This is a genomic window from uncultured Haliea sp. (assembly GCF_963973825.1).
Lineage (GTDB): Bacteria > Pseudomonadota > Gammaproteobacteria > Pseudomonadales > Halieaceae > Haliea.
The window spans coordinates 181,683-202,982 of record NZ_CAXBAE010000007.1; the positions used below are offsets into that span (position 1 = coordinate 181,683).

Consider the following 21,300-nt stretch of genomic DNA (forward strand, 5'->3'; position numbering starts at 1 on the left):
CCTGTTGTCGCCAAAGCGCGTATAATCCTCCGTTTTTCCGGCAGGTTCCAGCATGGCAGACTTGACAAAGGCAATTGCCAACCGACGCACATTCGCCATCATCTCGCACCCCGACGCAGGCAAGACCACCATCACCGAAAAACTGTTGCTGTTGGGCAACGCCATTCAGGTGGCGGGCAGTGTCAAGGGCAAGCGCGGTCCCCACGCCACCTCCGACTGGATGACCCTGGAGCAGGAACGCGGCATTTCCGTGACCTCCTCGGTGATGCAGTTTCCCTATCGCGGGCGCACGGTGAACCTGCTGGATACACCGGGTCACGAGGATTTCTCCGAGGATACCTATCGAACGCTGACGGCCGTCGACTCGGCATTGATGGTGATTGATGGCGCGAAAGGGGTGGAAGACCGCACGATCAAGCTCATGGGGGTCTGCCGCCTGCGCGACACCCCGATCTTCAGCTTCGTGAACAAGATGGACAGGGATATTCGCGACCCGATTGAACTGCTCGATGAAATCGAGTCGGTGCTGGACATCGCCGGCGCCCCCATCAACTGGCCCATCGGCATGGGGCGTGATTTCAAGGGTGTCTACAACCTGTATACGGACGTGATCCACGTGTTCACTCCGGGCCAGGGCAGCATACTGCCCGACGACCGCCGCATCGAGGGTCTGGCGAGTGCCGAGGGGCGCGCGCTGCTGGGCGATGCCTGGGAGGCATTTGCAGAGGAGATCGAGCTGGTTCGCGGCGCCAGCCACCCCTTCGATCAAGAGGCGTTTCTCGCCGGCAAGCTGAGCCCGGTCTTCTTCGGCACGGCGCTGGGCAACTTCGGCGTGCGCGAAATGCTGGACGATTTCGTCGAGTGGGCGCCGGCGCCCCAGGGCCGGGAAGCGACCCCGCGCCAGGTGAGTGCGGCGGAGCCCACGTTTTCCGGCTTTGTTTTCAAGATACAGGCCAATATGGATCCCCGGCACCGGGACCGCATTGCCTTCCTGCGCGTCTGCTCCGGTCGCTACCAGAAGGGCATGAAGATGCGCCATACCCGTATCGGCAAGGATGTGCGTGTGGTCGACGCGGTGACTTTCAAGGCCGGCGAGCGGGTGCTGGTGGAGGAGGCTTTTGCCGGCGATATCATCGGCCTGCACAACCACGGCACGATCCAGATCGGTGACACCTTTACCGAGGGCGAGGAGCTGCAGTTTTCAGGCATTCCGCACTTTGCGCCGGAACTCTTTCGCCGCATTCGCCTGCGCGACCCGATGAAGTCCAAGCAACTGCAGAAGGGCCTGCAACAACTCTCCGAGGAAGGCTCGACCCAGGTGTTTGCACCCCTGAATTCATCGGACCTGATTGTGGGTGCGGTCGGCCAACTGCAGTTCGATGTGGTGGTGTACCGACTGGCGGACGAGTACAAGGTGGAGGCGGGCTATGAGCCGGTCAACGTGTACACGGCGCGCTGGGTACACAGCGACGATCCGCGCAAACTGGAGGAGTTCCGCAAGAAGGCCTCCGACCAGCTCTCGATTGATGGCGGTGGGCACCTGACCTACCTGGCGCCTACGCGGGTCAACCTGTCGCTGATGGAGGAGCGCTGGCCGGACATCGACTTCCTGGCCACGCGCGAGCACTAGCCCGCAGCGGCCGCCTCAGGGCAGCAGGGATTCGATATCCCGGGCGATATCTTCCGGGCGCGTGGTCGGTGCGTAGCGTTTGACCACGTTGCCCTCGGTGTCGATCAGGAACTTGGTGAAGTTCCACTTGATGCCCTGTGATCCGAGTGCCCCGGGTGCCTGCTTTTTCAGGTGTTGGAACAGGGGGTCCGCCGAGGCGCCGTTGACGTCCACCTTGGCAAACATGGGGAAACTGACCCCGTAGTTCACCTGACAGAACTCCATGATTTCATCGTTGCTGCCGGGGTCCTGCTTGCCGAACTGGTTGCAGGGAAAACCGAGCACGGCAAAACCGCGTTCGCTGTAGGTTTCATAGAGCTTTTCCAGCCCGGCAAACTGGGGCGTGAAGCCGCACTTGGACGCGGTATTGACCACCAGCAGCACTTTGCCGCGGTAGTCTTCCAGGGTGGCGGCCTTGCCATTCGGCAGGGCGCAGGTGAAGTCATACAGTGAACGGGTCATGGGGCGTCTCCTGTGTGGGCGGTCGCTGGCACTGTAGCGCTGCGCCGCCGGTGTGGGACTGTTACGCGCGAGGGCGCCTGCGGGATCAGGCGCTCGCGGCGGCGGCAGGCATCTGCAGTTGCTGCAGCAGCATGCCCAGCCGCTTGCGCTGGTTCTCCAGTGCGTACTCCAGCTCCTTCAGACGAGAGCGCAGGGCTGCGTGCTCCCATTTGTCCAGCATCTGCAGGCGGCGTGCTTCCAGCGCATCGCCGAGGTCCGCCACCTTGCGTTCATAGCGCTCGGATTGCAGTGCCCGCCACTGGTTGACGGATTCGGTGAACAGCTGGTACTCGCGCTCCAGCAGCTCGCGCAATGTCTCATTGCCTGCCTTGGCCTCCAGCTCGCGCCGTGCCCGGGCAAACTGGGTGTCGAGCATGGCCCGCTGGATACGGAAGTCCGGGACCCGCACCAGGTTGCGCGCCAGTCCCACGCTGGCGCACAGTCGAATCATCCACTTGGTGGGATCCCACTGCCACCAGCGTATGCCGTTGCGGTAGTCATTCTGGAAGATGTGGTGGAAGTTGTGATAACCCTCGCCGTAGGTCAGGAAGGCCAGAAAACCGTTGTCCCGGGCGCTGTTGGCCTCGGTGTAGGGGCGGCTGCCCCAGAAATGTGCGAGTGAGTTGATAAAGAACGTCACGTGGTGGTTGACCACCAGTCGCAACAGACCCACCAGCAATACGGTACCCACCACGTCACCCAGAGCCAGGCCCAGCAGCAGCGGCAGTCCCAGGTTCATGAACGTGGTCAACGCCACGTAATGGCGGTGTTGCCACATCACGATCGGGTCCCGCTCCAGGTCCCTGGCGTTACTGAAATCATTCTCGCCACTCGGGTAGTTGCGCAACATCCAGCCCATGTGGCTGAACCAGAGACCACGCCCCGCGGAGTAGGGGTCCTTGTCATTGTCGTCGACGTGCCGGTGGTGCCGGCGGTGATCGGAGGCCCAGATCAGGATGCTGTTCTGCAGTGCGCCGGCACCCCAGAAGGCAAAAAACCACTTGAGTGCGGGGTGTGCCTCGTAGGCGTTGTGTGCCCACAGGCGGTGATAGCCGCCGGTAATCGACAGACCGTTCAGGTACAGGAAGACCAGTGCCCACAGCCACTGCGAGGCGGAAAACCCGTGGTATATCGCCCAGAGGGGCACCAGGATCAGGGCCAGCAGGGGAAAGCCGACAAAAATCACCGTGTTGACGGCAATCAGTGGGGGTTTAACTACGTTCTCGGGCATGGATTGCAATGCTCAGGCAGGTGGAATTCTGGGGGGCATACTAGCGTGCCGCGGTGAAAAAGTCTTGCTCACGGCAACCGCAGGCTGACCAGCAGCGGGTTGTGATCAGAGGTCTCCACGGGGATCACCACGGCGGATGCAGTCTGCAGGCCGCGCACCAGCACATGATCCAGCGCGTTGCCGAAAACGGTGGTGCGCAGGTCGGGCAGGAAGCGCACGGCGCTCAGGTCGTGGGCCGCCATGAAGTCGTTCAGTGCCTGCATCCGGTAGTTGTTCCAGGTGTTGAGATCACCAGCGATCAACACCGGGCCGGTATGGCGCTGGATCAGCGTGGACAGCGCCGCCAGCTGCTCCCGGTACCGCTGCAGGCCGAAGCTGAAGTTCACCGAGTGGATGTTGATCGCCAGCAGGCGTTCGTCGCGACCCGCCAGGGGATATTCAGTCACCGATGCCGCCTTGGGGGTTTGCAGCAGGGGTTCATCGGAGGAAAAGTCGCACTCGAGGCTGGGTGGGTACCGGCTCAGGGTGAGCACACCGGTGACGTCGCTGTCATTGCGGTAGCCCGGCGCGAAAGCGAGGAAACCCGCCTCCGGCAGGTTGCCGGGAATGGCGGCGGAGACGGAGGCCTCCTGCAGGAAAGCCAGCTCGGCGCCGCTGGCAAACAGCTGCAGGTCTTCCGCCCAGCCCGGGTTGCCTGCCTTCTGTATGTTCCAGCTGACGATATGGATATCAGGGCCCAGCGGTACCGCGTTCTGCCGCTGCTCTGCGCCCAGCCCGGCAATACAGTGCGCAATACCCTGTGGCTCCGCCCCGACCAGGACTGCCCGACACAGCAGTAGCGTGGCCAGGATGCAGCGGGCGATAGCGGCGGTTGCAGGGGAAGGGAACGGGGTTGTCATGATGCGGAGTATACTGCGCTTTGGGGCTGAGAGGGCGGGTGTAGACCATTGGACCCGCGGGAGCGGCCAGGGTTCCTGCTGCGCTCAGGTGCGTTCCAGGTAGGACTGGTACTCCAGCAGCGAGACCCGGCGGCGGAACTCCGCTACCTCCTGTTCCTTGGTGAGCGTGAAGATGCGCTGCATCTCGCCGCCCAGCGAGGCGCGGATAAAGTCGGAACTGCGGAAGCGGTCCAGTGCCTCGTGCATGTAGCCGGGCAGCGAGCCGGTTTTCTGGGAGTAGCCATCGCCGCGCGTCGGGCTGCCCGGCGAGGCCTGGGTTTCAATGCCTTCCAGCATCGCCGCCAGGATCACGGCGAGCAGCAGGTAGGGATTGGCGTCGGCACCGGGAACCCGGTGCTCGAGGCGGCGCGCGGCATGGGAGCCCGCCGGCACCCGAACAGCGACCGTGCGATTCTCGTAACCCCAGCTGGGGTAGGTCGGTGCGTGAGTACCCGGCTGGAAGCGGCGATAGCCGTTGTAGCCCGGGGAAAAAATGATCATGGAGTCGCTCATGTGCTGCAGGCAGCCGGCGATGGCCTGGTGCAGCAGCGGGGTGCCGCGCTCTGTGCCGTCATCGAATACGTTCCGGCCTTCTCCGTCGAGCATGCTGACATGCACATGCATGCCGTTGCCGGCCTCTTCCTCAAAGGGTTTCGGCATGAAGCTGGCCACCAGCCCGTGCTGGTGCGCGACGCCCTTGATCAGGCGCTTCATCATCAGGATCTGCTTGGCAGCAAGCACCGGGCTGGGCACGTGCTGCATGTTGATTTCGTATTGTGACGGTGCCGATTCCTTGACCACGCCATCAAATGGCAGGTCCTGCAACTCGCAGGCAGTGCGCAGGTCCTCCATCATCTGCTGGTGCTGGTTGAGCACGTCCAGACCGTACATATTACCCCCTATGGGGGGGCCGCCGGCGGGCGACGGGCAGGTATGCAGGGGCACCACGTTTTCCCAGCGCACCAGGCTGAATTCGAGCTCGGCAGCGACCACCGGGGTCCAGCCGGCTTCCTGGAAGCGCGACACCACCTGCTTCAATACATGGCGCGGGTCGCCGAGGTAGGGCATGCCATCGGCATCGAACATCGACAGCATGATCTGCCCGTGCTGACCGCCGGGCGACCAGGGTGTAGGCAGCAGTGAGCCTTCCACGGGGCGACAGATACCGTCCGCATCACCGGAGGCGAATACCAGCTCTTCGACATCGCGGCCCCAGATGTCCAGGCTCAAGGCGGTTTTGGGCAGCTTCAGCTCCCCGTCGAAGATCTTTCCGAGTTTGTGTCTGGGCAGCCACTTGCCGCGCATGATGCCGTTGCAGTCGGGCAGCAGCGCCTCGACGGTGGTGATCTCCGGGTGGGCCCGCAGGAACCAGTCGGCTTCAAGGGACATTCGGACACCGCGACTCAATCGTGTAAAGCGGCACTATCGGCAAAGTCGCTCCGTGCTTCAATGACCCACCCGGGGCAGGGTATCCACTTGCGCTGGCGCGCTCACTGAGAGGGTGCCATGTAAATACGCAGCGGGTCGTCGCCCGCCGCCTGCCCGAGACAGGTGAGCGAGTTGATGAACAGTGAAAACAGGTCAGTCTGTGAGCTCACGTCGAGCTTGCGGTAGATGCTCTTGCGATGCCGCCGAACCGTCTCCAGGGCGATCCCGAGGCGGTCGGCGGAGGTGTCCGTGCCGTAGCCGCGGAGCATCAATTCGAGGACATCTTTCTCACGCGGTGACAGCATCGAAGCGCCAAAGGTGCGAAACGCCAGGTCGATCTGGTGGTCAATGCCCGGCTGGATCAGGTGGGTAACCGCGAAGTCGTCGTGCTCACTGTGGGTCTTGATCAGTTCGGATATCGGCTCCGCGAGCAGGTACAGCGTTTCATACTCCTGTTCGGTGAACGCCCCGGTGCGCGGCAGGCGCATCATGCACACGTTGATCACGTTGCCGGCGCGCAGGCGCGACAGGTAGATGGCCTCGTCTACGGTCCCCGTATCGGCATAGTAGTCGCGGTAATACTGTGTTTCGCGCAGCTTTCCCGCAGTAATCCGCGACAGTCGGTAGAACTTGGAGCGCGGCTGGTTCATCGACGTCTGGTAGAAAGGGTCCTCCCGGTAGGGGCCGTCGAGGTAGGTGTCCACCTGCGCGCCCAGGGCGTCGGCAGGGATTTCGTGATACAGCACCTGCGGCGGCAGGTCCTTGTGATACAGCCATATCTGGGGGTAGTCGAAGCGAACCTGGCCCTGGATCGCGGCGATCAACGCGGGGAAGAAAGCGTCGGTGCCAAGCGCGGCAATCGCCTGTGAGAGGTCGCGGTTCCACTTGCTCAGTTGTGTTATGTCGGTCATCGCAGTGGGGTTGCCTGAGTCTGCGTACAGTGGCGCATAGTGGGCAGGCTGACGAGGCTTGTCAAATAGTGGCCCCGGCGTGGTTCGCCGTCAACGCGCCCTACCAGGGCAGGGGTGCAGTGCGCCAGCGTCTGGACCAGGCCTCATAGACCTTGTTGCTGTAGCGACGGCTGCCGAGGCTGCCGTTGTAGGCGGCCAGCGCGCGGTGCAGGTCGCCCTTCTCCCTTTTCAGGTAGAACTGCAGGATACGGCTGCCATACTCGAAATTGGTGCGGTTGAGAGTGAGGTTGTCGTCCGCCCGCCCGATCTCGTTCTTCCAGAAAGGCATCACCTGCATCATGCCCTGGGCGCCGACGCGGGAAATCGCGAAGCGATCGAAGTGGCTCTCCACCTCGATCACCGCCAGCACCAGTTCCGGCGGCAAGGAGGCGCGTGTTGCGGCCGAATGTACCTGGCGCAGAATCAACAGGCGCTCTTCCGGATCCTTGATAAAGCGCTCGAGGCGCGCCGACATGTCAACCAGCCAGACCTCCGCGTCGTAGCGGTCCTGAAAACTGTTGGCGCTATTGATGGTTTCATTCAGGAAGGCGCGCAGGGCTTCGCGCTCTTCCGGGTCTTCGGGCTGGGCGAACGCTGTGCCCGCCGTGGCCAGGGTGAGGATCAACCCCACCAGCCAGTGTATCCCGCCGGTGCGCCGGCTCCGCATCAGCCTTGCAGGCGCTCGAGTACGCGAGCCAGGGCATCGGCGACGGGCAGCAGTGTGGCGTCTTCGTCGCGACGTCCCTTGTACTCCAGGTGGCCCTCGGCGAGCGTGCGGTCGCCGATGACGAGGCGGTGGGGGATGCCGATGAGCTCCATGTCGGCGAACTTCACGCCGGGGCGCTCATTGCGATCGTCAAGCAATACGTCTACGCCCGCCTCCCGAAACTGTTGGTAGAGCGCCTCTGCACAGTCCGCCACGGCCTGCGATTTCTGCATGTTGAGCGGCACCAGCACGAGCTGGAACGGGGCCATGGCGGCGGGCCAGGTTATGCCGCGCTCGTCGTGGTTCTGCTCAATGGCCGCAGCCACAATGCGACTGACGCCGATACCGTAGCAGCCCATGGTCATGGTGACGCTCTTGCCCTGTTCGTCGAGTACCGTGGCGTTCATGGCTTCGCTGTACTTGCGGCCAAGCTGGAAGATGTGCCCCACCTCAATGCCGCGACGAATCAGCAGATGTCCCTTGCCATCGGGGCTCGGGTCGCCTTCAACCACTTCGCGCAGGTCCTCGACACGGGTCAGCGGGCAGTCGCGCTCCCAGTTGACGCCCGTGAGGTGGGTATCATCGCGGTTCGCACCGCAGCTGAAATCCGCCAGCTGGGCGGCGCTGTGATCGACGATGATCGGCAGGGGCAGGCCGACGGGGCCCAGGGAGCCAAAGCCGGCACCGCAGGCGGCGCGCACGGCCTCTTCGCTGGCCATGGTGAGCGGGTTGCCGACGCCGGCCAGCTTTTCTGCCTTGATGCCGTTCAGCGTATGGTCGCCGCGCAGCACCAGTGCGACCAGTGAATCGGGCTCCTCGCCGTGCACCACCAGCGTCTTCACCGTCGCCTCCGCAGGTATTGATAGCTGCCTGCCCAGGTCTTCGATGCTGCGCACGCCCGGTGTGGGTATCTCGGTCAGGTCGGCTGTTGGTGGACGGCGTTCACCATTGGGCGGCAGCGCCGCGGCCATTTCCACATTGGCGGCATAGTCACTGCCATCGCTGAACGCTATCGCGTCCTCGCCGGCGTTGGCCAGCACATGGAATTCGTGCGAACCGCTGCCCCCGATGCTGCCGTTGTCGGCGATCACCGGGCGGAACTCCAGTCCCAGGCGGGTGAAGATGTTGCTGTAGGCCTGGTACATCCTCTGGTAGGTCACCTCCAGCGAAGCCTGGTCGATGTGGAACGAGTAGGCGTCCTTCATCAGGAATTCGCGCCCGCGCATGATGCCGAAGCGCGGCCGAATCTCGTCGCGGACCTTGGTCTGGATCTGGTAGAGGTTGAGCGGCAACTGCTTGTAGCTTTTAACTTCGTTGCGAATCAGGTCGGTGATCACTTCCTCATGGGTGGGACCCAGGCAGAAATCGCGCTGGTGCCGGTCCTGGATGCGCAGCAGTTCCGGCCCGTACTGTTCCCAGCGTCCGGACTCCTGCCATAACTCCGCGGGCTGCACGACCGGCATGCTCACCTCCAGCGCGCCGCTGGCATCCATTTCCTCCCGTACGACCTGTTCGACCTTGCGCAGGACACGCAGGCCCAGCGGCAGCCAGGTGTAGAGTCCGGCGGCCAGCTTGCGCACCAGGCCAGCACGCAACATCAACTGGTGGCTGATAACCTCCGCGTCGGCGGGGGTCTCTTTCTGGGTGCTTATGAGGTACTGGCTGGTGCGCATGCAACGGGTTCCGGGGCAGGGTTTCAGAGCCGCCCAGTTTACGTCTGAAGGGCGCTGCGGTACAGCGCCCCGGCGTGGCAGATTGGTGCAATCGAGGCCCATCCTGGGTAGCAGTTGCGCCAAAACGAGCCGAAACCCGATTAAAACAGCGTTTTTTTCGTCCTCGACCCCCTAAAACCCTTGTATTGTAGCGTTTGATGGTTAATATCTTGCGGAGAGCCTGTTGGCAGCGGTGCTGTTGCGCGAGCGGCAGTGGTCAGTGTGGCTTCAATGCGGGTCCCTACTCAACAAGACGAAGGTTTAAAGACTATGGCGACGAAAAAAGCAGCAGCGAAAAAAGCACCTGCCAAGAAAGCGGCGGCCAAGAAAGTAGCCAGCAAGGCGGCACCGGCCAAGAAAGCCGCGGCTCCGGCGAAGAAGGCCGCTCCGCTGATCAAGGACAAACTCACCAAAACCCAGATTGTGGCATCCATCGCGGAGAGCACGAGCCTGAGCAAGAAGCAGGTGTCTGATGTTCTGGCTGAGCTCGAGTCACTGATGGAGCGCAGCCTCAAGAAGCGCGCTGTGGGCGAGTTCACCCTGCCGGGCCTGATGAAAATCACCACGGTGAAAAAGCCCGCCAGAAAGGCGCGCAAGGGCATCAACCCGTTCACCGGTGAAGAAACCACCTTTGCCGCCAAGCCCGCCAGCGTTGCGGTCAAAGTGCGTGCGCTTAAGAAAATGAAGGACTTCGCCGACAGCTGAGCGCGGCCCGACTGGCCCGCTCTCGGCGAGAGCGGGCATCCCCAACTCCCCGCCTTGCGCCTTCCGGTGCAGGGCCATACTCCCCACCTTGTTTTCCACCGGTTTTTGCGGTATTGGCCTTCGACTTGCCTTGGGGTAGAATCCGCGCCTCGATTTTTCGCTGTCCTTTCTTCTACAGGCGAGCACACAACATGCCGATATACGAGTACCAGTGTCAGTCCTGCGGCCATTTGCATGAGGCCCTGCAGAAAATCAGTGATGCGCCGTTGGTGGATTGTCCCGCCTGCGGCAAGGCCGAGTTGCGCAAGAAGGTCTCGGCCGCGGGCTTCCGTCTCAAGGGCGGTGGCTGGTACGAGACCGACTTCAAGACCAGCGGCAAGAAAAACCTGGCAGCGGGCGGCGGCGACGGCGGGGCAGCACCTGCTGCGTCCGCGGACAGTGGCAGCCCCAAGGCCAGCGAGGCCAAGCCGGCCAGTTAGCTTCCCGGCCCCCGGGCCTCATTCGACATAGACGGAAACGGAATTATGCGCAGTCACTATTGCGGCGCCCTGGGCACGGCCGACATCGACCAGACAGTTACCCTCTGCGGATGGGTGGACCGGCGTCGCGATCACGGTGGGGTGATCTTCCTCGACATGCGTGACCGCGGCGGCATCGTGCAGGTGGTTTTCGATCCGGATACCGAGGAGCACTTCCGCGCCGCGGATCGTGTGCGCAGCGAGTACGTGCTCCGTGTCACGGGGCGTGTTCGTGCCCGGGCAGCGGCGACGGTGAACCCGTCGATGGCCACCGGCGAGATCGAGGTACTGGGCAAGGAACTGGAGATCCTCAATTCCGCTGCCACGCCGCCGTTCCAGCTTGATGAGCACACGCAGGTGGGGGAGGACGTTCGCCTGCAGTACCGCTATATGGATCTGCGCCGCCCGGAAATGCAGAACCGTTTGATCCTGCGCGCGAAGATCACCACCGCCGTGCGCAATTTCCTCGACGGTGAAGGTTTTCTCGACATCGAGACCCCGATACTGACGCGCGCGACGCCGGAGGGTGCACGCGATTACCTGGTGCCGAGCCGCACGCACCCGGGCCAGTTCTTTGCCCTGCCGCAGTCGCCCCAGCTGTTCAAGCAGCTGCTGATGGTGTCCGGGTTCGACCGCTACTACCAGATCGCCAAGTGCTTCCGGGACGAGGATCTGCGCGCTGATCGCCAGCCCGAGTTTACCCAGATCGATATTGAAACCTCGTTCATGGACGAGGACGGCATCATGGGTATTGCCGAGCGCATGGTGCGCCAGTTGTTCGAGACGGTGCTGGCCGTGGATCTCGGCGACTTTCCGCGTATGTCCTGGGCCGAGGCGATGGACCGTTTCGGCTCGGACAAGCCCGACCTGCGCATCGACCTGGAACTGGTGAGCATTGACGACCTGATGCAGCAGGTCGACTTCAAGGTGTTTCGCGGTCCCGCCGATGACCCGTCTGGTCGCGTCGCTGCGCTGCGCGTGCCGGGTGGTGCGAGCATCAGCCGCAAGGAGATTGATGATTACACCCGTTTCGTGGGTATTTACGGGGCACGCGGCCTCGCCTGGATCAAGGTCAACGACCTCGCGGCAGGTATTGAGGGATTGCAGTCGCCGATTCTGAAGTTCATGCCCGACGCGGTGGTCGCGGAAATGATGCAGCGTCTGCGGGCCGAGAACGGCGACATCGTTTTCTTCGGCGCGGATAAAACCTCCGTGGTCAACGAGTCGCTCGGCGCGTTGCGCCTGAAAGTGGCGCAGGATCAGGGCCTGGTGCGCGACGGGTGGGCCCCGCTCTGGGTGGTCGACTTCCCGATGTTTGAAGACAACGGCAAAGGTGGCCTGACGCCCCTGCACCATCCCTTCACCGCTCCGTCCTGCACGCCGGGGGCGCTGGCGGCCGACCCGGCAGCGGCGCTTTCCCGGGCCTACGACATGGTGCTCAACGGCACCGAGCTCGGCGGTGGCAGCGTACGTATCCACCAGCGCGAGATGCAGCAGGCGGTCTTCCGTATCCTCGGCATCAGCGATGCAGAGGCGGAGGAGAAATTCGGCTTCCTGCTGCAGGCCCTGCAGTACGGTGCGCCACCCCACGGCGGGCTCGCCTTCGGCCTGGACCGCCTGGTCATGCTGATGACCGGTTCGCAGTCCATCCGTGACGTCATCGCTTTCCCGAAGACACAGAGCGCCCATTGTGCACTGACCGACGCGCCGGGTGATGTCAACGATGCCCAGCTGAAAGAGCTGAACATCCGTTTGCGACAGGCCCGGGTGACGGCCGCTGAGTGACGGGCGCGCTGCTGTCTGTGGCGGTTGGAACCCGCCCCATAATACTGTAAATTTATACAGACAACGGTTTCCTGGCAGCGCTCGGAGCACACTATGGCGGTCATCCTCGGGATCGACCCCGGGTCCCGCAAGACGGGCTTTGGCATCATCAACCACGTTGCGGGGCGCAGTGAGTACATCACCAGTGGGGTGATTCGGCTGCCCGCCGGCGACCTCCCCGAGCGCCTGCGCATCATTTTCGAAAGCGTCACCGAACTGGTCCTGCTGCACTGTCCCGCGGAGCTGGCCATCGAGCAGGTGTTCATGGCCAAGAGTGCGGGGTCTGCCCTCAAGCTGGGGCAGGCACGCGGCGCGGCAATCGTCGCCGGTGTCGCACAGAACCTCGCGGTGGCCGAGTACTCGGCGCGACAGATCAAGCAGGCCGTGGTGGGTACCGGCGCCGCGGACAAGGCGCAGGTGCAGCATATGGTCAAAGTGCTGCTCCAACTCCCCGCCAACCCGCAGGAAGATGCCGCCGACGCGCTGGCAGCGGCCCTGTGTCACGCGCACAGCCAACAAAGTATGATACACATTGCCGGCGCCACCGCGGTGCGCCGGCGCCGGATGCGCTAGGAGGCGACCGCAGGCATGATTGGCAGGATTCGTGGCACCCTGGTCTACAAGCAGCCCCCGGATATTCTGGTGGACGTGGGGGGAGTGGGCTACGACATCCAGGTGCCAATGAGCACCCTGTTCCAGTTGCCCGCGCTCGGCGCCGATGTCACGCTGTTGACGCACTTTGTCGTCCGCGAGGACGCCCAGCTGCTCTATGGCTTTGTCGATGAGCGCGACCGCGCGCTGTTCCGGCAGCTGGTCAAGGTGAGCGGTGTCGGCCCCAAACTGGCGCTGACCATCCTCTCCGGCATGGATGCGGTGGCTTTCGCGCGCTGCGTTGAGCGCGACGATCTGTCTGCGCTGGTGGCACTGCCCGGCGTGGGCAAGAAAACCGCTGAGCGCCTGCTGGTTGAAATGCGCGACAAACTCAAGCATCTGCTGGGCCAGTGGGCGGGTGCGGATACCGGCCCGGTCGCCGATCCGTACATGGCGCACAGCGACCACGTGGCGGATGCCGAGGGCGCGCTGATTGCGCTCGGCTACAAGCCCGCGGAGGCCGCGCGCATGATAGCCGCGGTAAACGATGACAATGCGATGGACAGCGAAGCCCTGATTCGTCGCGCCCTGAAAGCCGTGGTACAGCGCTGATGATTGAAACCGACCGCTTGATCGCGCCCCAGGCAACGGGTGACCGTGAGGAGGCCATGGACCGCGCCATCCGCCCGAAATCGCTGGCCGAGTATGTCGGCCAGCCGGCGGTGCGCGACCAGATGGCCATCTTCCTGCAGGCTGCGCGAGGGCGAGGCGAACCGCTGGACCACACGTTGGTATTCGGGCCGCCGGGTCTGGGCAAAACCACACTGGCCAGCATCATCGCCAACGAAATGGGCGTATCGCTGAAAACCACGTCCGGGCCCGTGCTGGAGAAGGCGGGCGACATCGCGGCGCTGATGACCAACCTGGAGCCCGGTGATGTCCTGTTTATCGACGAGATTCATCGGCTCAGTCCGGTTGTCGAGGAGATCCTCTACCCCGCCATGGAGGATTACCAGCTCGACATCATGATCGGTGAGGGGCCCGCCGCGCGCTCGATCAAGCTCGATTTGCCGCCGTTCACCCTGGTGGGTGCGACTACCCGCGCCGGCCTGCTGACCTCTCCCCTGCGCGACCGGTTCGGCATTGTGCAGCGCCTGGAGTTCTACCAGGTGGAGGATCTGGCACAGATCGTGGCGCGCTCCGCGGCCATCCTCGGCATCGGCATGGACAGCCACGGCGCGATGGAAATCGCGCGCCGCGCACGGGGCACCCCGCGCATTGCCAACCGGCTGTTGCGGCGGGTGCGGGATTACGCGGAAGTGAAGGCAGACGGTCACATCACGGCCGAGGTGGCGGATCATGCGCTGGATATGCTGAGTGTCGACCACCGCGGCTTCGATCACCAGGACCGCCGCCTGCTGTTGGCCATGATCGAGAAATTCGACGGCGGCCCGGTCGGGGTGGACAGCCTGGCCGCGGCGATATCCGAGGAGCGGGGTACGATTGAGGATGTGCTGGAACCCTACCTCATCCAGCAGGGGTATATGGTGCGCACCCCACGCGGGCGCATGGTCACCCGCAGTGCCTACCTGCACTTCGGTCTGCCGGCTGCGAGCCACCCGGAAGTGGCACAATTACCATTGGAGCCTGATCAGGACGACAGCGCGTGAGCACGGCGGAATTTTCGATTAAGCTGCGCGTCTACATAGAAGACACCGACGCCGGTGGCATCGTCTACTACGTCAATTACCTGAAATTCATGGAGCGCGCCCGGACGGAGTTCATGCGCAGCCTGGGCTTTGGCAAAGACTACATTTTCAACCACGACCTGATGTTCGTGGTGCACGACGTGGCCGTTCGCTACCACCGGCCGGCCCGTCTGGATGATGAGTTGCAGGTTAAGGTTCGCCTGCGGGAGGCGCGCGGTGCCACGATGCGCCTGCAGCAGGAGGTCTGTCTCGACAACGCGTTACTGGCCTCGGCAGAGGTCACGATTGCCTGTGTTGACCGCTCTGGACTCAAGCCCCGGCGGTTGCCACGCATCATGTTGGATACCCTGCGCAGCGCGCAGGTTCACTGAGGGGGAGCCCGACACTTGGAAGCGCAATTAAGTATTGTTCACCTGATTATGGAAGCGGGTGTCACCGTCAAGCTGGTGATGCTCACGCTGCTGCTCGCCTCTATGGCCTCCTGGTACATGATCGTTCAGCGCTTCATCTATTTCCGCAACAGCCGCGAAGACATGTACGACTTCGAGGAACGGTTCTGGTCGGGCATCGACCTCTCCCAGCTCTACCGTGAGGGCAACGAGCGCGCCGAGGACGGTGCACTCATCGTCGGTATGGAGAGCATTTTCCGCGCGGGGTTCAAGGAGTTCTCGCGGCTGGCCAAGCAGTCTGAGATGGATTCGGAAGCCGTCATCGAAGGCTCGCGCCGCGCCATGCGGGTGGCCATGTTGCGCGAGGAGGAGCGGCTGGAAAAGCACCTGTCGTTTCTCGCCTCGGTAGGCTCCACCAGCCCCTATATCGGCCTGTTTGGCACGGTCTGGGGCATCATGAACTCGTTCCGCGGCCTGGCCAATGCCACCCAGGCGACGCTGGCCACGGTGGCGCCCGGTATTTCCGAAGCGCTGATTGCCACGGCCATGGGCCTGTTTGCCGCAATACCCGCGGTGCTGGCCTATAACCGGTTTTCCAACCGCATGGACAACTTCCTGAATCGCTACGACACCTTCGTTGATGAGTTTTCCAGCATCCTCTACCGGCAGGCCTACGCCCTCCGGTCACGTGATCGCAAAGCAGGGTAGCCGCCACCGTGTCCAGATCGCGCGATAAACACCGTGCCATGGCCGACATCAACGTCGTGCCCTACATCGACGTCATGCTGGTGCTGCTTATCATTTTCATGGTGACCGCCCCCATGCTCATGCAGGGGGTCAAGGTCGACCTGCCGACGGCAGACGCAGACCCGGTGGAGAACCAGGACAGTGAGCCGCTCATTATCTCTATCGACAGTGCGGGCCAGCTGTTCCTCAACCTCGGGGAGGAGCAGGAGCAGGCGCTTACCCTGGCCACCATCTCCCAGCGCGTCGGCGCCGTGATGCGACGCAGCCCCGAGAAGCCGGTGCTGGTCTGGGGTGACCGCGCGGTGCCCTACGGTGAAGTGGTCACGCTCATGGCCGCCCTGCAGGAAGCCGGTGCACCCAGCGTTGGACTGGTGACAGAGCCCCCGCAGTGACATCGCTGTATGCCAAACCGGTCACGCCGCGCATTATTGTGCGCCCTGCGCTGGCGACTGTCGCCCTGCACGGGTTGGTCATTTTTCTGTTGACCGCGAACTGGACCTTGTCCGATGAGCGCGTGGTGAAGCCGAAGCCGGCTCCCAAGGTGATCAATGCAACGCTGGTGACCATGAACGAGGCCCAGCCGAAGCCGGCACCCAAGCCGGAGCCCAAGCCTGTGGCCAAGCCGCCACCGAAGCCCGAACCGAAGCCGGTGCCGAAGCCGGTGCCAAAACCGGAGCCCAAACCGGAGCCCAAGCCCGCGCCGAAGCCGGAACCCAAGCCCGAGCCCAAGCCGGAGCCAAAGCCAGCCCCCAAGCCTGCGGAGAAACCCAAACCGGCACCCAAGCCCGAACCCAAACCGGAGCCCAAGGGGCCGACGGCGCAGGAACTGGCCGAGCAGGCACGCCAGGAAGCCGCGCGGCGCGAGGCGGCAGCCCAGGCCGCGCGCGCTGCGGCGGCGGCAGCGGAGCTGGCGGCCAGCTATGCTTCACTGATCCGACAGACGGTGGAGCAGCGCTGGAGCCGGCCGCCCACCGCGCGCAACGGGATGGAGGTTTTGTTGTCCATACAATTGATACCCACGGGCGAGGTGGTCAGTGTCAGCGTGCTGCGTAGCAGCGGCGACACGGCGTTTGACCGCTCGGCCATCGCCGCGGTGGAGCGCGCCGGGAACTTCCCGGAGTTGAAGAACCTGCCGCCCCGTGAGTTTGAACAGAACTTCAGGCGCTTCCGCCTGTTATTCCGACCAGAGGATCTACGTTACTGATGAAACACCTGACAGCAGTGCTGGTCGCGACTGTGTTCGCGCTGGCAACGACGAGCGCCCGGGCCGAATTGGTGATTGAGATCACCCAGGGCATGGATAACCCCACTGCCATTGCAGTCGTGCCGTTTGCCTGGCAGGGCAGTGGAACGGCGCCCGAGGATGTCGCGCAGGTCATTGACAACGACCTGGCGCGCAGCGGCCAGTTCGATCCGGTGGGGCGCGGCGATATGCTGGCCCGGCCCTCGACACAGCAGGAAGTGTTCTACCGCGACTGGCGGGCCATCAACACTGAGTATGTGCTGATTGGTCGGGCCTCGGTGACCGGGCAGGTTCAGATGCGCATTGAGTATGAGCTTTTCGATGTCAATCGTCAGGCTCGGGTCCTGAGCGGTTACGAGGAGGGGCATGTCAACGACGCCCGCATGCTCGCCCACCGCGTCGCCGACGAGGTGTACGAGACGCTCACCGGCATCCCGGGCGCCTTCGCCACCCGTCTGCTGTACGTATCGGTCACGCGCAATCCCGGGGGCAAGGACTTCTACCGCCTGACGCTGTCCGACTCCGACGGGGCCCGCCCCATCGTGCTGCTGGAGTCGCGCGAGCCGATCATGGCGCCCTCCTGGTCGCCGGACGGCAAGCACATCGCCTATGTCTCGTTTGAAACCAGCCGACCCGCTATCTACCGTCAGGAACTGGCCACGGGGGCCCGGGTGCAGCTCACCAATTTCCGCGGTCTTAACGGTGCTCCGGCCTGGTCGCCGGACGGCAATTCCATGGCCATGGTGCTATCCAAAGATGGCAACCCGGATATCTACCTGATGGATCTGCGCACCCGCGAACTGACCCAGTTGACGCGACACTACGCCATCGATACCGAGCCCACCTGGATGCCGGATGGTCGCTCCATCCTGTTCACGTCGGACCGCGGCGGACGCCCGCAAATCTACCGGTACGACCTGCGTAGCGGTGCTACCGAAAGGCTGACCTACGAAGGCAGCTACAACGCCCGGGCGCGGGTCGCCCAGGACGGTCGCAATCTGGTGATGGTGCATCAGGCCGGCGGGCAGTTTCATATCGCCCTGCAGGATCTGGTCACCAACCGTCTGCAGATCCTGACGGGTACTGATCTGGACGAAAGTCCCAGTATCGCGCCCAACGGCTCTATGGTATTGTACGGCACCAAGTCTGGGGATCGTGGCATTCTGGCCGCTGTATCCGTGGATGGAGGCGTGAAATTCCGTTTACCGGCGCGCGAAGGCGATGTCCGTGAACCGGCATGGTCACCGTATATGAGCCGCTAACGCGGCTCTTGTAACCAATGTCATCATTTATCCGAAGGAAAGCAAAGCAATGAAACAACTGACTGTTGCCGGTAAGGTGCTCACCCTGCTCTTCGCGGCAGTGTTTCTGGCCGCCTGTTCGAGCAAAGACACGAAAGACGATTCTTCAGCCGCCGATGCCGCTGCCGCCGAAGCTGCGGCACGCTCCGCCGCTGAGCGGGCTGCCATGGAGGACGCCGCGATGGCTGAGCGTCGTCTGCAGGATGCCGTTGCTGCTGTGGGCAACGTGTTCTATTTCGACTACGACAGCTCCACGTTGAAGCCCCAGGCGCAGGCCGCCCTGGACGCCCACATCGCGCTGCTGCGGACCAATGACCGCAGTGTTCGCCTCGAAGGCCACACCGACGAGCGCGGTACCCGTGAGTACAACATGGCGCTGGGCGAGCGTCGTGCCAACACGGTTCGCGACTACATGGTGGTTAACGGCATCGCCAGCTACCGCATCGAAACGGTCAGCTACGGCGAAGAACAGCCCATCGCTTACGGTTCCGGCGAGGCCAACTGGTCCCAGAACCGCCGCGTTGAGCTGAAGTAAGGCGCGGGTAGCGCATGCTGTTGTTTGGCAAAGCGTTCACTCGAACGCTGCTGGCAAACGGGCTGGCCCTCGCGGTCGGCCCGTTCTGCGTTCTGGCTCAGGCACAGGAGTACATCGACCTCGAGGCGGAGCGCGCAGCCTCCGAGGGTCGTCCGGCCAGTGCCAGCGGCACGCAGGCTGCACAGCCGGCTCAGGCCTATCCGGTAACCAGCTATGGCATCGGCACCTCGGCCAGGCCGGAGCAGTCCGCGTCCACCGCCCCGGCCACCACCGTGGCCCCGGCGCCCGTTGCCGCCAGCGGCGCTAACGCGGGGCAGTTGATGCTGCAGGTCCAGCAGTTGCAGCAGGAAGTCATGCGCCTTAATGGCATTGTGGAAGAACAGGCCCACGAGCTGCGAACCCTCAAGAGCCAGAGTCTGGAACGTTACCTGGATATCGATCGTCGCCTGAGCCTGCTGGCCGGTGGCAGCGTTGATGAGGTGGCGCCCCTGCCGACCGAGGGTGCGACCTCAACGGGTTCCCCTTCGGCGCCGGCCGCGTCTGTTCCGGCGTCCGCCCCTGCGGCCCAACCGACGGCGGCCCAACCGGGCGAGTCGGCGGCCTACCAGGCGGCATATGGGTTGGTGCGCGAGCAGAAGTTTGATGAGGCGGTCAGCGCATTCCAGCAGTTCCTGCGCGATTATCCGGCCGGTCGCTTTACGCCGAACGCGCACTACTGGTTGGGAGAACTCTATCTGGTCACCACGCCACCGGACGTGGAGGCGGCGCGGCAGTCCTTCATGCTGCTGCTGGACCTGTATCCCGCGGATTCCAAGGTGCCTGATGCCCTGTTCAAGCTCGGCAAGATTCACTACACCAAAGGTAACCGCGACCGGGCTCGGGAGTTTCTCGATCGGGTAATCAACGAGTATGGGGCCTCCAACAGCGCGGCGGTCAAGCTGGCGCAGGACTTCATCAACGACAACTACTGACCCCGGTCAGACCATGACATACCTGGCATCCATCACAGGCGGCGGCGCAGCTGATACCGCCGCAGAAACGACGCTGCGGATCACCGAGATCTTCTATTCCCTGCAGGGTGAGGCGCGCACGGTAGGCCTGCCAACCGTGTTTGTCCGTCTCACCGGCTGCCCGCTGCGCTGCGTCTACTGCGATACCGCCTACGCCTTCAGTGGCGGTGAGCAGCGTGGACTCTCGGATGTGCTCGCCGAGGTCGCCCGCTTTGCACCCCGCTTTGTGACGGTCACCGGCGGTGAGCCACTGGCGCAGAAGAGCTGCCTGCCCTTGCTGGCCGCACTGTGTGATGCAGGCTACGAGGTGTCGCTGGAGACTTCCGGGGCGCTGCCGGTCGCGGAGGTGGATGCGCGCGTGGTGAAGGTGCTCGACCTGAAGACACCGGCCTCCGCAGAGGCTCACCGGAACGACTACGCCAACATTCAGTACCTGACCCCCCGCGACCAGATCAAGTTTGTGATTTGTGACCGGGCTGACTACGAGTGGGCGCGCTTCAAACTGGACGAATACGACCTGGCCCGCCGTGTGTCGGATGTGTTGTTTTCCCCCAGCCATGGCCAGCTGCACGGGCGCGACCTCGCCGAGTGGATACTGGCTGACAACCTGCCTGTACGCCTGCAGCTGCAACTGCACAAACTGCTGTGGAACGATGAGCCCGGCCACTGAGAGCCCCGGCCGTGGGCGGCGCGCGGTCATCCTGGTGTCGGGTGGCCTGGACTCGACCACGGTGCTCGCGATGGCGCTGAGGCAGGGCTACGAATGCTATACCCTGAGTTTTGACTACGGTCAGCGCCATCGCGCCGAGCTGGTGGCCGCGTCGCGTGTTTCCGCCGCTGCCGGGGACGTGCAGCACAAGGTTGTCACCCTGAACCTCGACAGTATCGGTGGTTCTGCGCTCACGGACCCGGAGATCGCCGTACCTGAAGAAGCCACTACCGGCATACCCGTGACCTATGTGCCGGCGCGCAATACGGTGTTTTTGTCCATCGCGCTGGGCTGGGCCGAAGTGCTGGAGGCCCGCGATATCTTCATTGGCGTGAATGCCGTGGATTACTCCGGCTACCCGGATTGCCGGCCCGACTATATCGCCGCCTTCGAGGAGATGGCCAATCTTGCCACCCGGGCCGGCGTGGAGGGGCACAGGCTCACCATCCACACGCCGCTGATGCACCTGTCCAAGGCGGAGATCATTGCCGCTGGCATCGCACATGATGTCGACTACTCCCTGACCGTCTCCTGCTATCAGGCAACGGACCAGGGCCTGGCCTGTGGCCGCTGCGACGCCTGCCGCCTGCGCCGCGACGGATTTCTGCAGGCTGGGGTTCCCGACCCGACGCGTTACCGGCCATAGCGGGATTATTGCAGGCGTTGGCGTAAAAACCCCTTGAGTTTTATTGCCAAATCCGTACTATACGCTCCTCTTTCGGGGCCGTTAGCTCAGTTGGTAGAGCAGTTGGCTTTTAACCAATTGGTCGCTGGTTCGAATCCAGCACGGCCCACCATAACCCGAAAATGCCGCCTCACAAGGGCGGCATTTTTTTTGGTTCATCGCGGGTTAGCGGGAATTTGGTAGAGGCGAACGGTCAATC

Annotated in this window: 23 protein-coding genes and 1 tRNA gene; 17 read left to right on the top strand and 7 right to left on the bottom strand. The window is 63.3% G+C overall.

Annotation, left to right across the window (positions count from 1 at the left end; genetic code table 11):
• Window positions 1–52: 52 nt before the first annotated feature.
• Window positions 53–1,630: a peptide chain release factor 3 gene (locus AACZ17_RS10435; RefSeq protein WP_290742103.1), complete on the top strand. Its 1,578-nt coding sequence runs from the start codon at window positions 53–55 to the stop codon at window positions 1,628–1,630.
• A gap of 15 nt (window positions 1,631–1,645) precedes the next feature.
• Here AACZ17_RS10435 and AACZ17_RS10440 read toward each other — a convergent pair whose 3' ends face one another.
• The 7 genes from AACZ17_RS10440 to AACZ17_RS10470 all read right to left on the bottom strand — a co-directional run bounded on the left by AACZ17_RS10440 (window position 1,646) and on the right by AACZ17_RS10470 (window position 9,096).
• Entirely contained in the window at window positions 1,646–2,131 is a 486-nt protein-coding gene (locus AACZ17_RS10440) for a glutathione peroxidase (RefSeq protein WP_290742100.1), read from the bottom strand.
• An 85-nt stretch (window positions 2,132–2,216) separates the two neighbouring features.
• Window positions 2,217–3,401, bottom strand: coding sequence for a fatty acid desaturase (locus tag AACZ17_RS10445; RefSeq protein WP_290742097.1), 1,185 nt, complete (start codon window positions 3,399–3,401; stop codon window positions 2,217–2,219).
• Window positions 3,402–3,469: 68 nt separating this feature from the next.
• Window positions 3,470–4,300 (bottom strand): endonuclease/exonuclease/phosphatase family protein, encoded by an 831-nt coding sequence (locus AACZ17_RS10450; RefSeq protein ID WP_290742094.1) that lies wholly within the window; start codon window positions 4,298–4,300, stop codon window positions 3,470–3,472.
• A gap of 84 nt (window positions 4,301–4,384) precedes the next feature.
• On the bottom strand, window positions 4,385–5,728 hold the full coding sequence (locus tag AACZ17_RS10455) for a glutamine synthetase family protein (RefSeq protein WP_290742091.1): 1,344 nt from the start codon (window positions 5,726–5,728) through the stop codon (window positions 4,385–4,387).
• A 101-nt stretch (window positions 5,729–5,829) separates the two neighbouring features.
• On the bottom strand, window positions 5,830–6,678 hold the full coding sequence (locus tag AACZ17_RS10460) for a helix-turn-helix transcriptional regulator (RefSeq protein ID WP_290742088.1): 849 nt from the start codon (window positions 6,676–6,678) through the stop codon (window positions 5,830–5,832).
• 100 nt (window positions 6,679–6,778) lie between these two features.
• Window positions 6,779–7,348 (bottom strand): transglycosylase SLT domain-containing protein, encoded by a 570-nt coding sequence (locus AACZ17_RS10465; RefSeq protein WP_339638247.1) that lies wholly within the window; start codon window positions 7,346–7,348, stop codon window positions 6,779–6,781.
• Between the two features lie 35 nt (window positions 7,349–7,383).
• Window positions 7,384–9,096: a proline--tRNA ligase gene (locus tag AACZ17_RS10470; protein WP_290742082.1), complete on the bottom strand. Its 1,713-nt coding sequence runs from the start codon at window positions 9,094–9,096 to the stop codon at window positions 7,384–7,386.
• A gap of 309 nt (window positions 9,097–9,405) precedes the next feature.
• Between AACZ17_RS10470 and AACZ17_RS10475 the strand changes: the two genes are divergently transcribed.
• The 16 genes from AACZ17_RS10475 to AACZ17_RS10550 all read left to right on the top strand — a co-directional run bounded on the left by AACZ17_RS10475 (window position 9,406) and on the right by AACZ17_RS10550 (window position 21,213).
• Entirely contained in the window at window positions 9,406–9,840 is a 435-nt protein-coding gene (locus AACZ17_RS10475) for an HU family DNA-binding protein (protein WP_290742079.1), read from the top strand.
• 191 nt (window positions 9,841–10,031) lie between these two features.
• The gene (locus tag AACZ17_RS10480; RefSeq protein ID WP_290742076.1) at window positions 10,032–10,319 is read left to right on the top strand and encodes a zinc ribbon domain-containing protein; all 288 of its coding nucleotides are present in this window, start codon (window positions 10,032–10,034) and stop codon (window positions 10,317–10,319) included.
• Window positions 10,320–10,364: 45 nt separating this feature from the next.
• Window positions 10,365–12,143, top strand: coding sequence for an aspartate--tRNA ligase (aspS, locus tag AACZ17_RS10485; RefSeq protein ID WP_290742073.1), 1,779 nt, complete (start codon window positions 10,365–10,367; stop codon window positions 12,141–12,143).
• Between the two features lie 93 nt (window positions 12,144–12,236).
• The gene (gene ruvC / locus AACZ17_RS10490) at window positions 12,237–12,755 is read left to right on the top strand and encodes a crossover junction endodeoxyribonuclease RuvC (RefSeq protein ID WP_290742070.1); all 519 of its coding nucleotides are present in this window, start codon (window positions 12,237–12,239) and stop codon (window positions 12,753–12,755) included.
• Window positions 12,756–12,770: 15 nt separating this feature from the next.
• Complete coding sequence (gene ruvA / locus AACZ17_RS10495; protein WP_290742067.1) at window positions 12,771–13,385, top strand: Holliday junction branch migration protein RuvA; 615 nt, start codon at window positions 12,771–12,773, stop codon at window positions 13,383–13,385.
• Window positions 13,385–14,443, top strand: a complete 1,059-nt coding sequence (gene ruvB, locus AACZ17_RS10500; protein ID WP_290742064.1) for a Holliday junction branch migration DNA helicase RuvB — start codon at window positions 13,385–13,387, stop codon at window positions 14,441–14,443. The genes ruvA and ruvB overlap by 1 nt, the downstream gene beginning before the upstream one ends.
• The gene (ybgC, locus tag AACZ17_RS10505) at window positions 14,440–14,853 is read left to right on the top strand and encodes a tol-pal system-associated acyl-CoA thioesterase (protein ID WP_290742061.1); all 414 of its coding nucleotides are present in this window, start codon (window positions 14,440–14,442) and stop codon (window positions 14,851–14,853) included. Before ruvB ends, ybgC begins: the two co-directional genes overlap by 4 nt.
• Window positions 14,854–14,868: 15 nt before the next feature.
• Window positions 14,869–15,579, top strand: a complete 711-nt coding sequence (tolQ, locus tag AACZ17_RS10510) for a protein TolQ (RefSeq protein WP_290742057.1) — start codon at window positions 14,869–14,871, stop codon at window positions 15,577–15,579.
• Window positions 15,580–15,617: 38 nt separating this feature from the next.
• Window positions 15,618–16,010, top strand: a complete 393-nt coding sequence (gene tolR, locus AACZ17_RS10515) for a protein TolR (protein ID WP_290742562.1) — start codon at window positions 15,618–15,620, stop codon at window positions 16,008–16,010.
• The gene (gene tolA, locus AACZ17_RS10520; protein ID WP_290742054.1) at window positions 16,007–16,822 is read left to right on the top strand and encodes a cell envelope integrity protein TolA; all 816 of its coding nucleotides are present in this window, start codon (window positions 16,007–16,009) and stop codon (window positions 16,820–16,822) included. Before tolR ends, tolA begins: the two co-directional genes overlap by 4 nt.
• Complete coding sequence (gene tolB / locus AACZ17_RS10525) at window positions 16,822–18,123, top strand: Tol-Pal system beta propeller repeat protein TolB (RefSeq protein WP_290742051.1); 1,302 nt, start codon at window positions 16,822–16,824, stop codon at window positions 18,121–18,123. The genes tolA and tolB overlap by 1 nt, the downstream gene beginning before the upstream one ends.
• Window positions 18,124–18,172: 49 nt before the next feature.
• Window positions 18,173–18,697 (top strand): peptidoglycan-associated lipoprotein Pal, encoded by a 525-nt coding sequence (gene pal, locus AACZ17_RS10530; protein WP_290742048.1) that lies wholly within the window; start codon window positions 18,173–18,175, stop codon window positions 18,695–18,697.
• Between the two features lie 14 nt (window positions 18,698–18,711).
• Window positions 18,712–19,668, top strand: coding sequence for a tol-pal system protein YbgF (gene ybgF, locus AACZ17_RS10535; RefSeq protein WP_290742045.1), 957 nt, complete (start codon window positions 18,712–18,714; stop codon window positions 19,666–19,668).
• 13 nt (window positions 19,669–19,681) lie between these two features.
• The gene (gene queE, locus AACZ17_RS10540; protein WP_290742042.1) at window positions 19,682–20,377 is read left to right on the top strand and encodes a 7-carboxy-7-deazaguanine synthase QueE; all 696 of its coding nucleotides are present in this window, start codon (window positions 19,682–19,684) and stop codon (window positions 20,375–20,377) included.
• Window positions 20,361–21,062, top strand: coding sequence for a 7-cyano-7-deazaguanine synthase QueC (queC, locus tag AACZ17_RS10545; RefSeq protein ID WP_290742039.1), 702 nt, complete (start codon window positions 20,361–20,363; stop codon window positions 21,060–21,062). Before queE ends, queC begins: the two co-directional genes overlap by 17 nt.
• Before the next feature lie 75 nt (window positions 21,063–21,137).
• Window positions 21,138–21,213 (top strand) — tRNA-Lys (locus AACZ17_RS10550).
• Window positions 21,214–21,300: the final 87 nt, after the last annotated feature.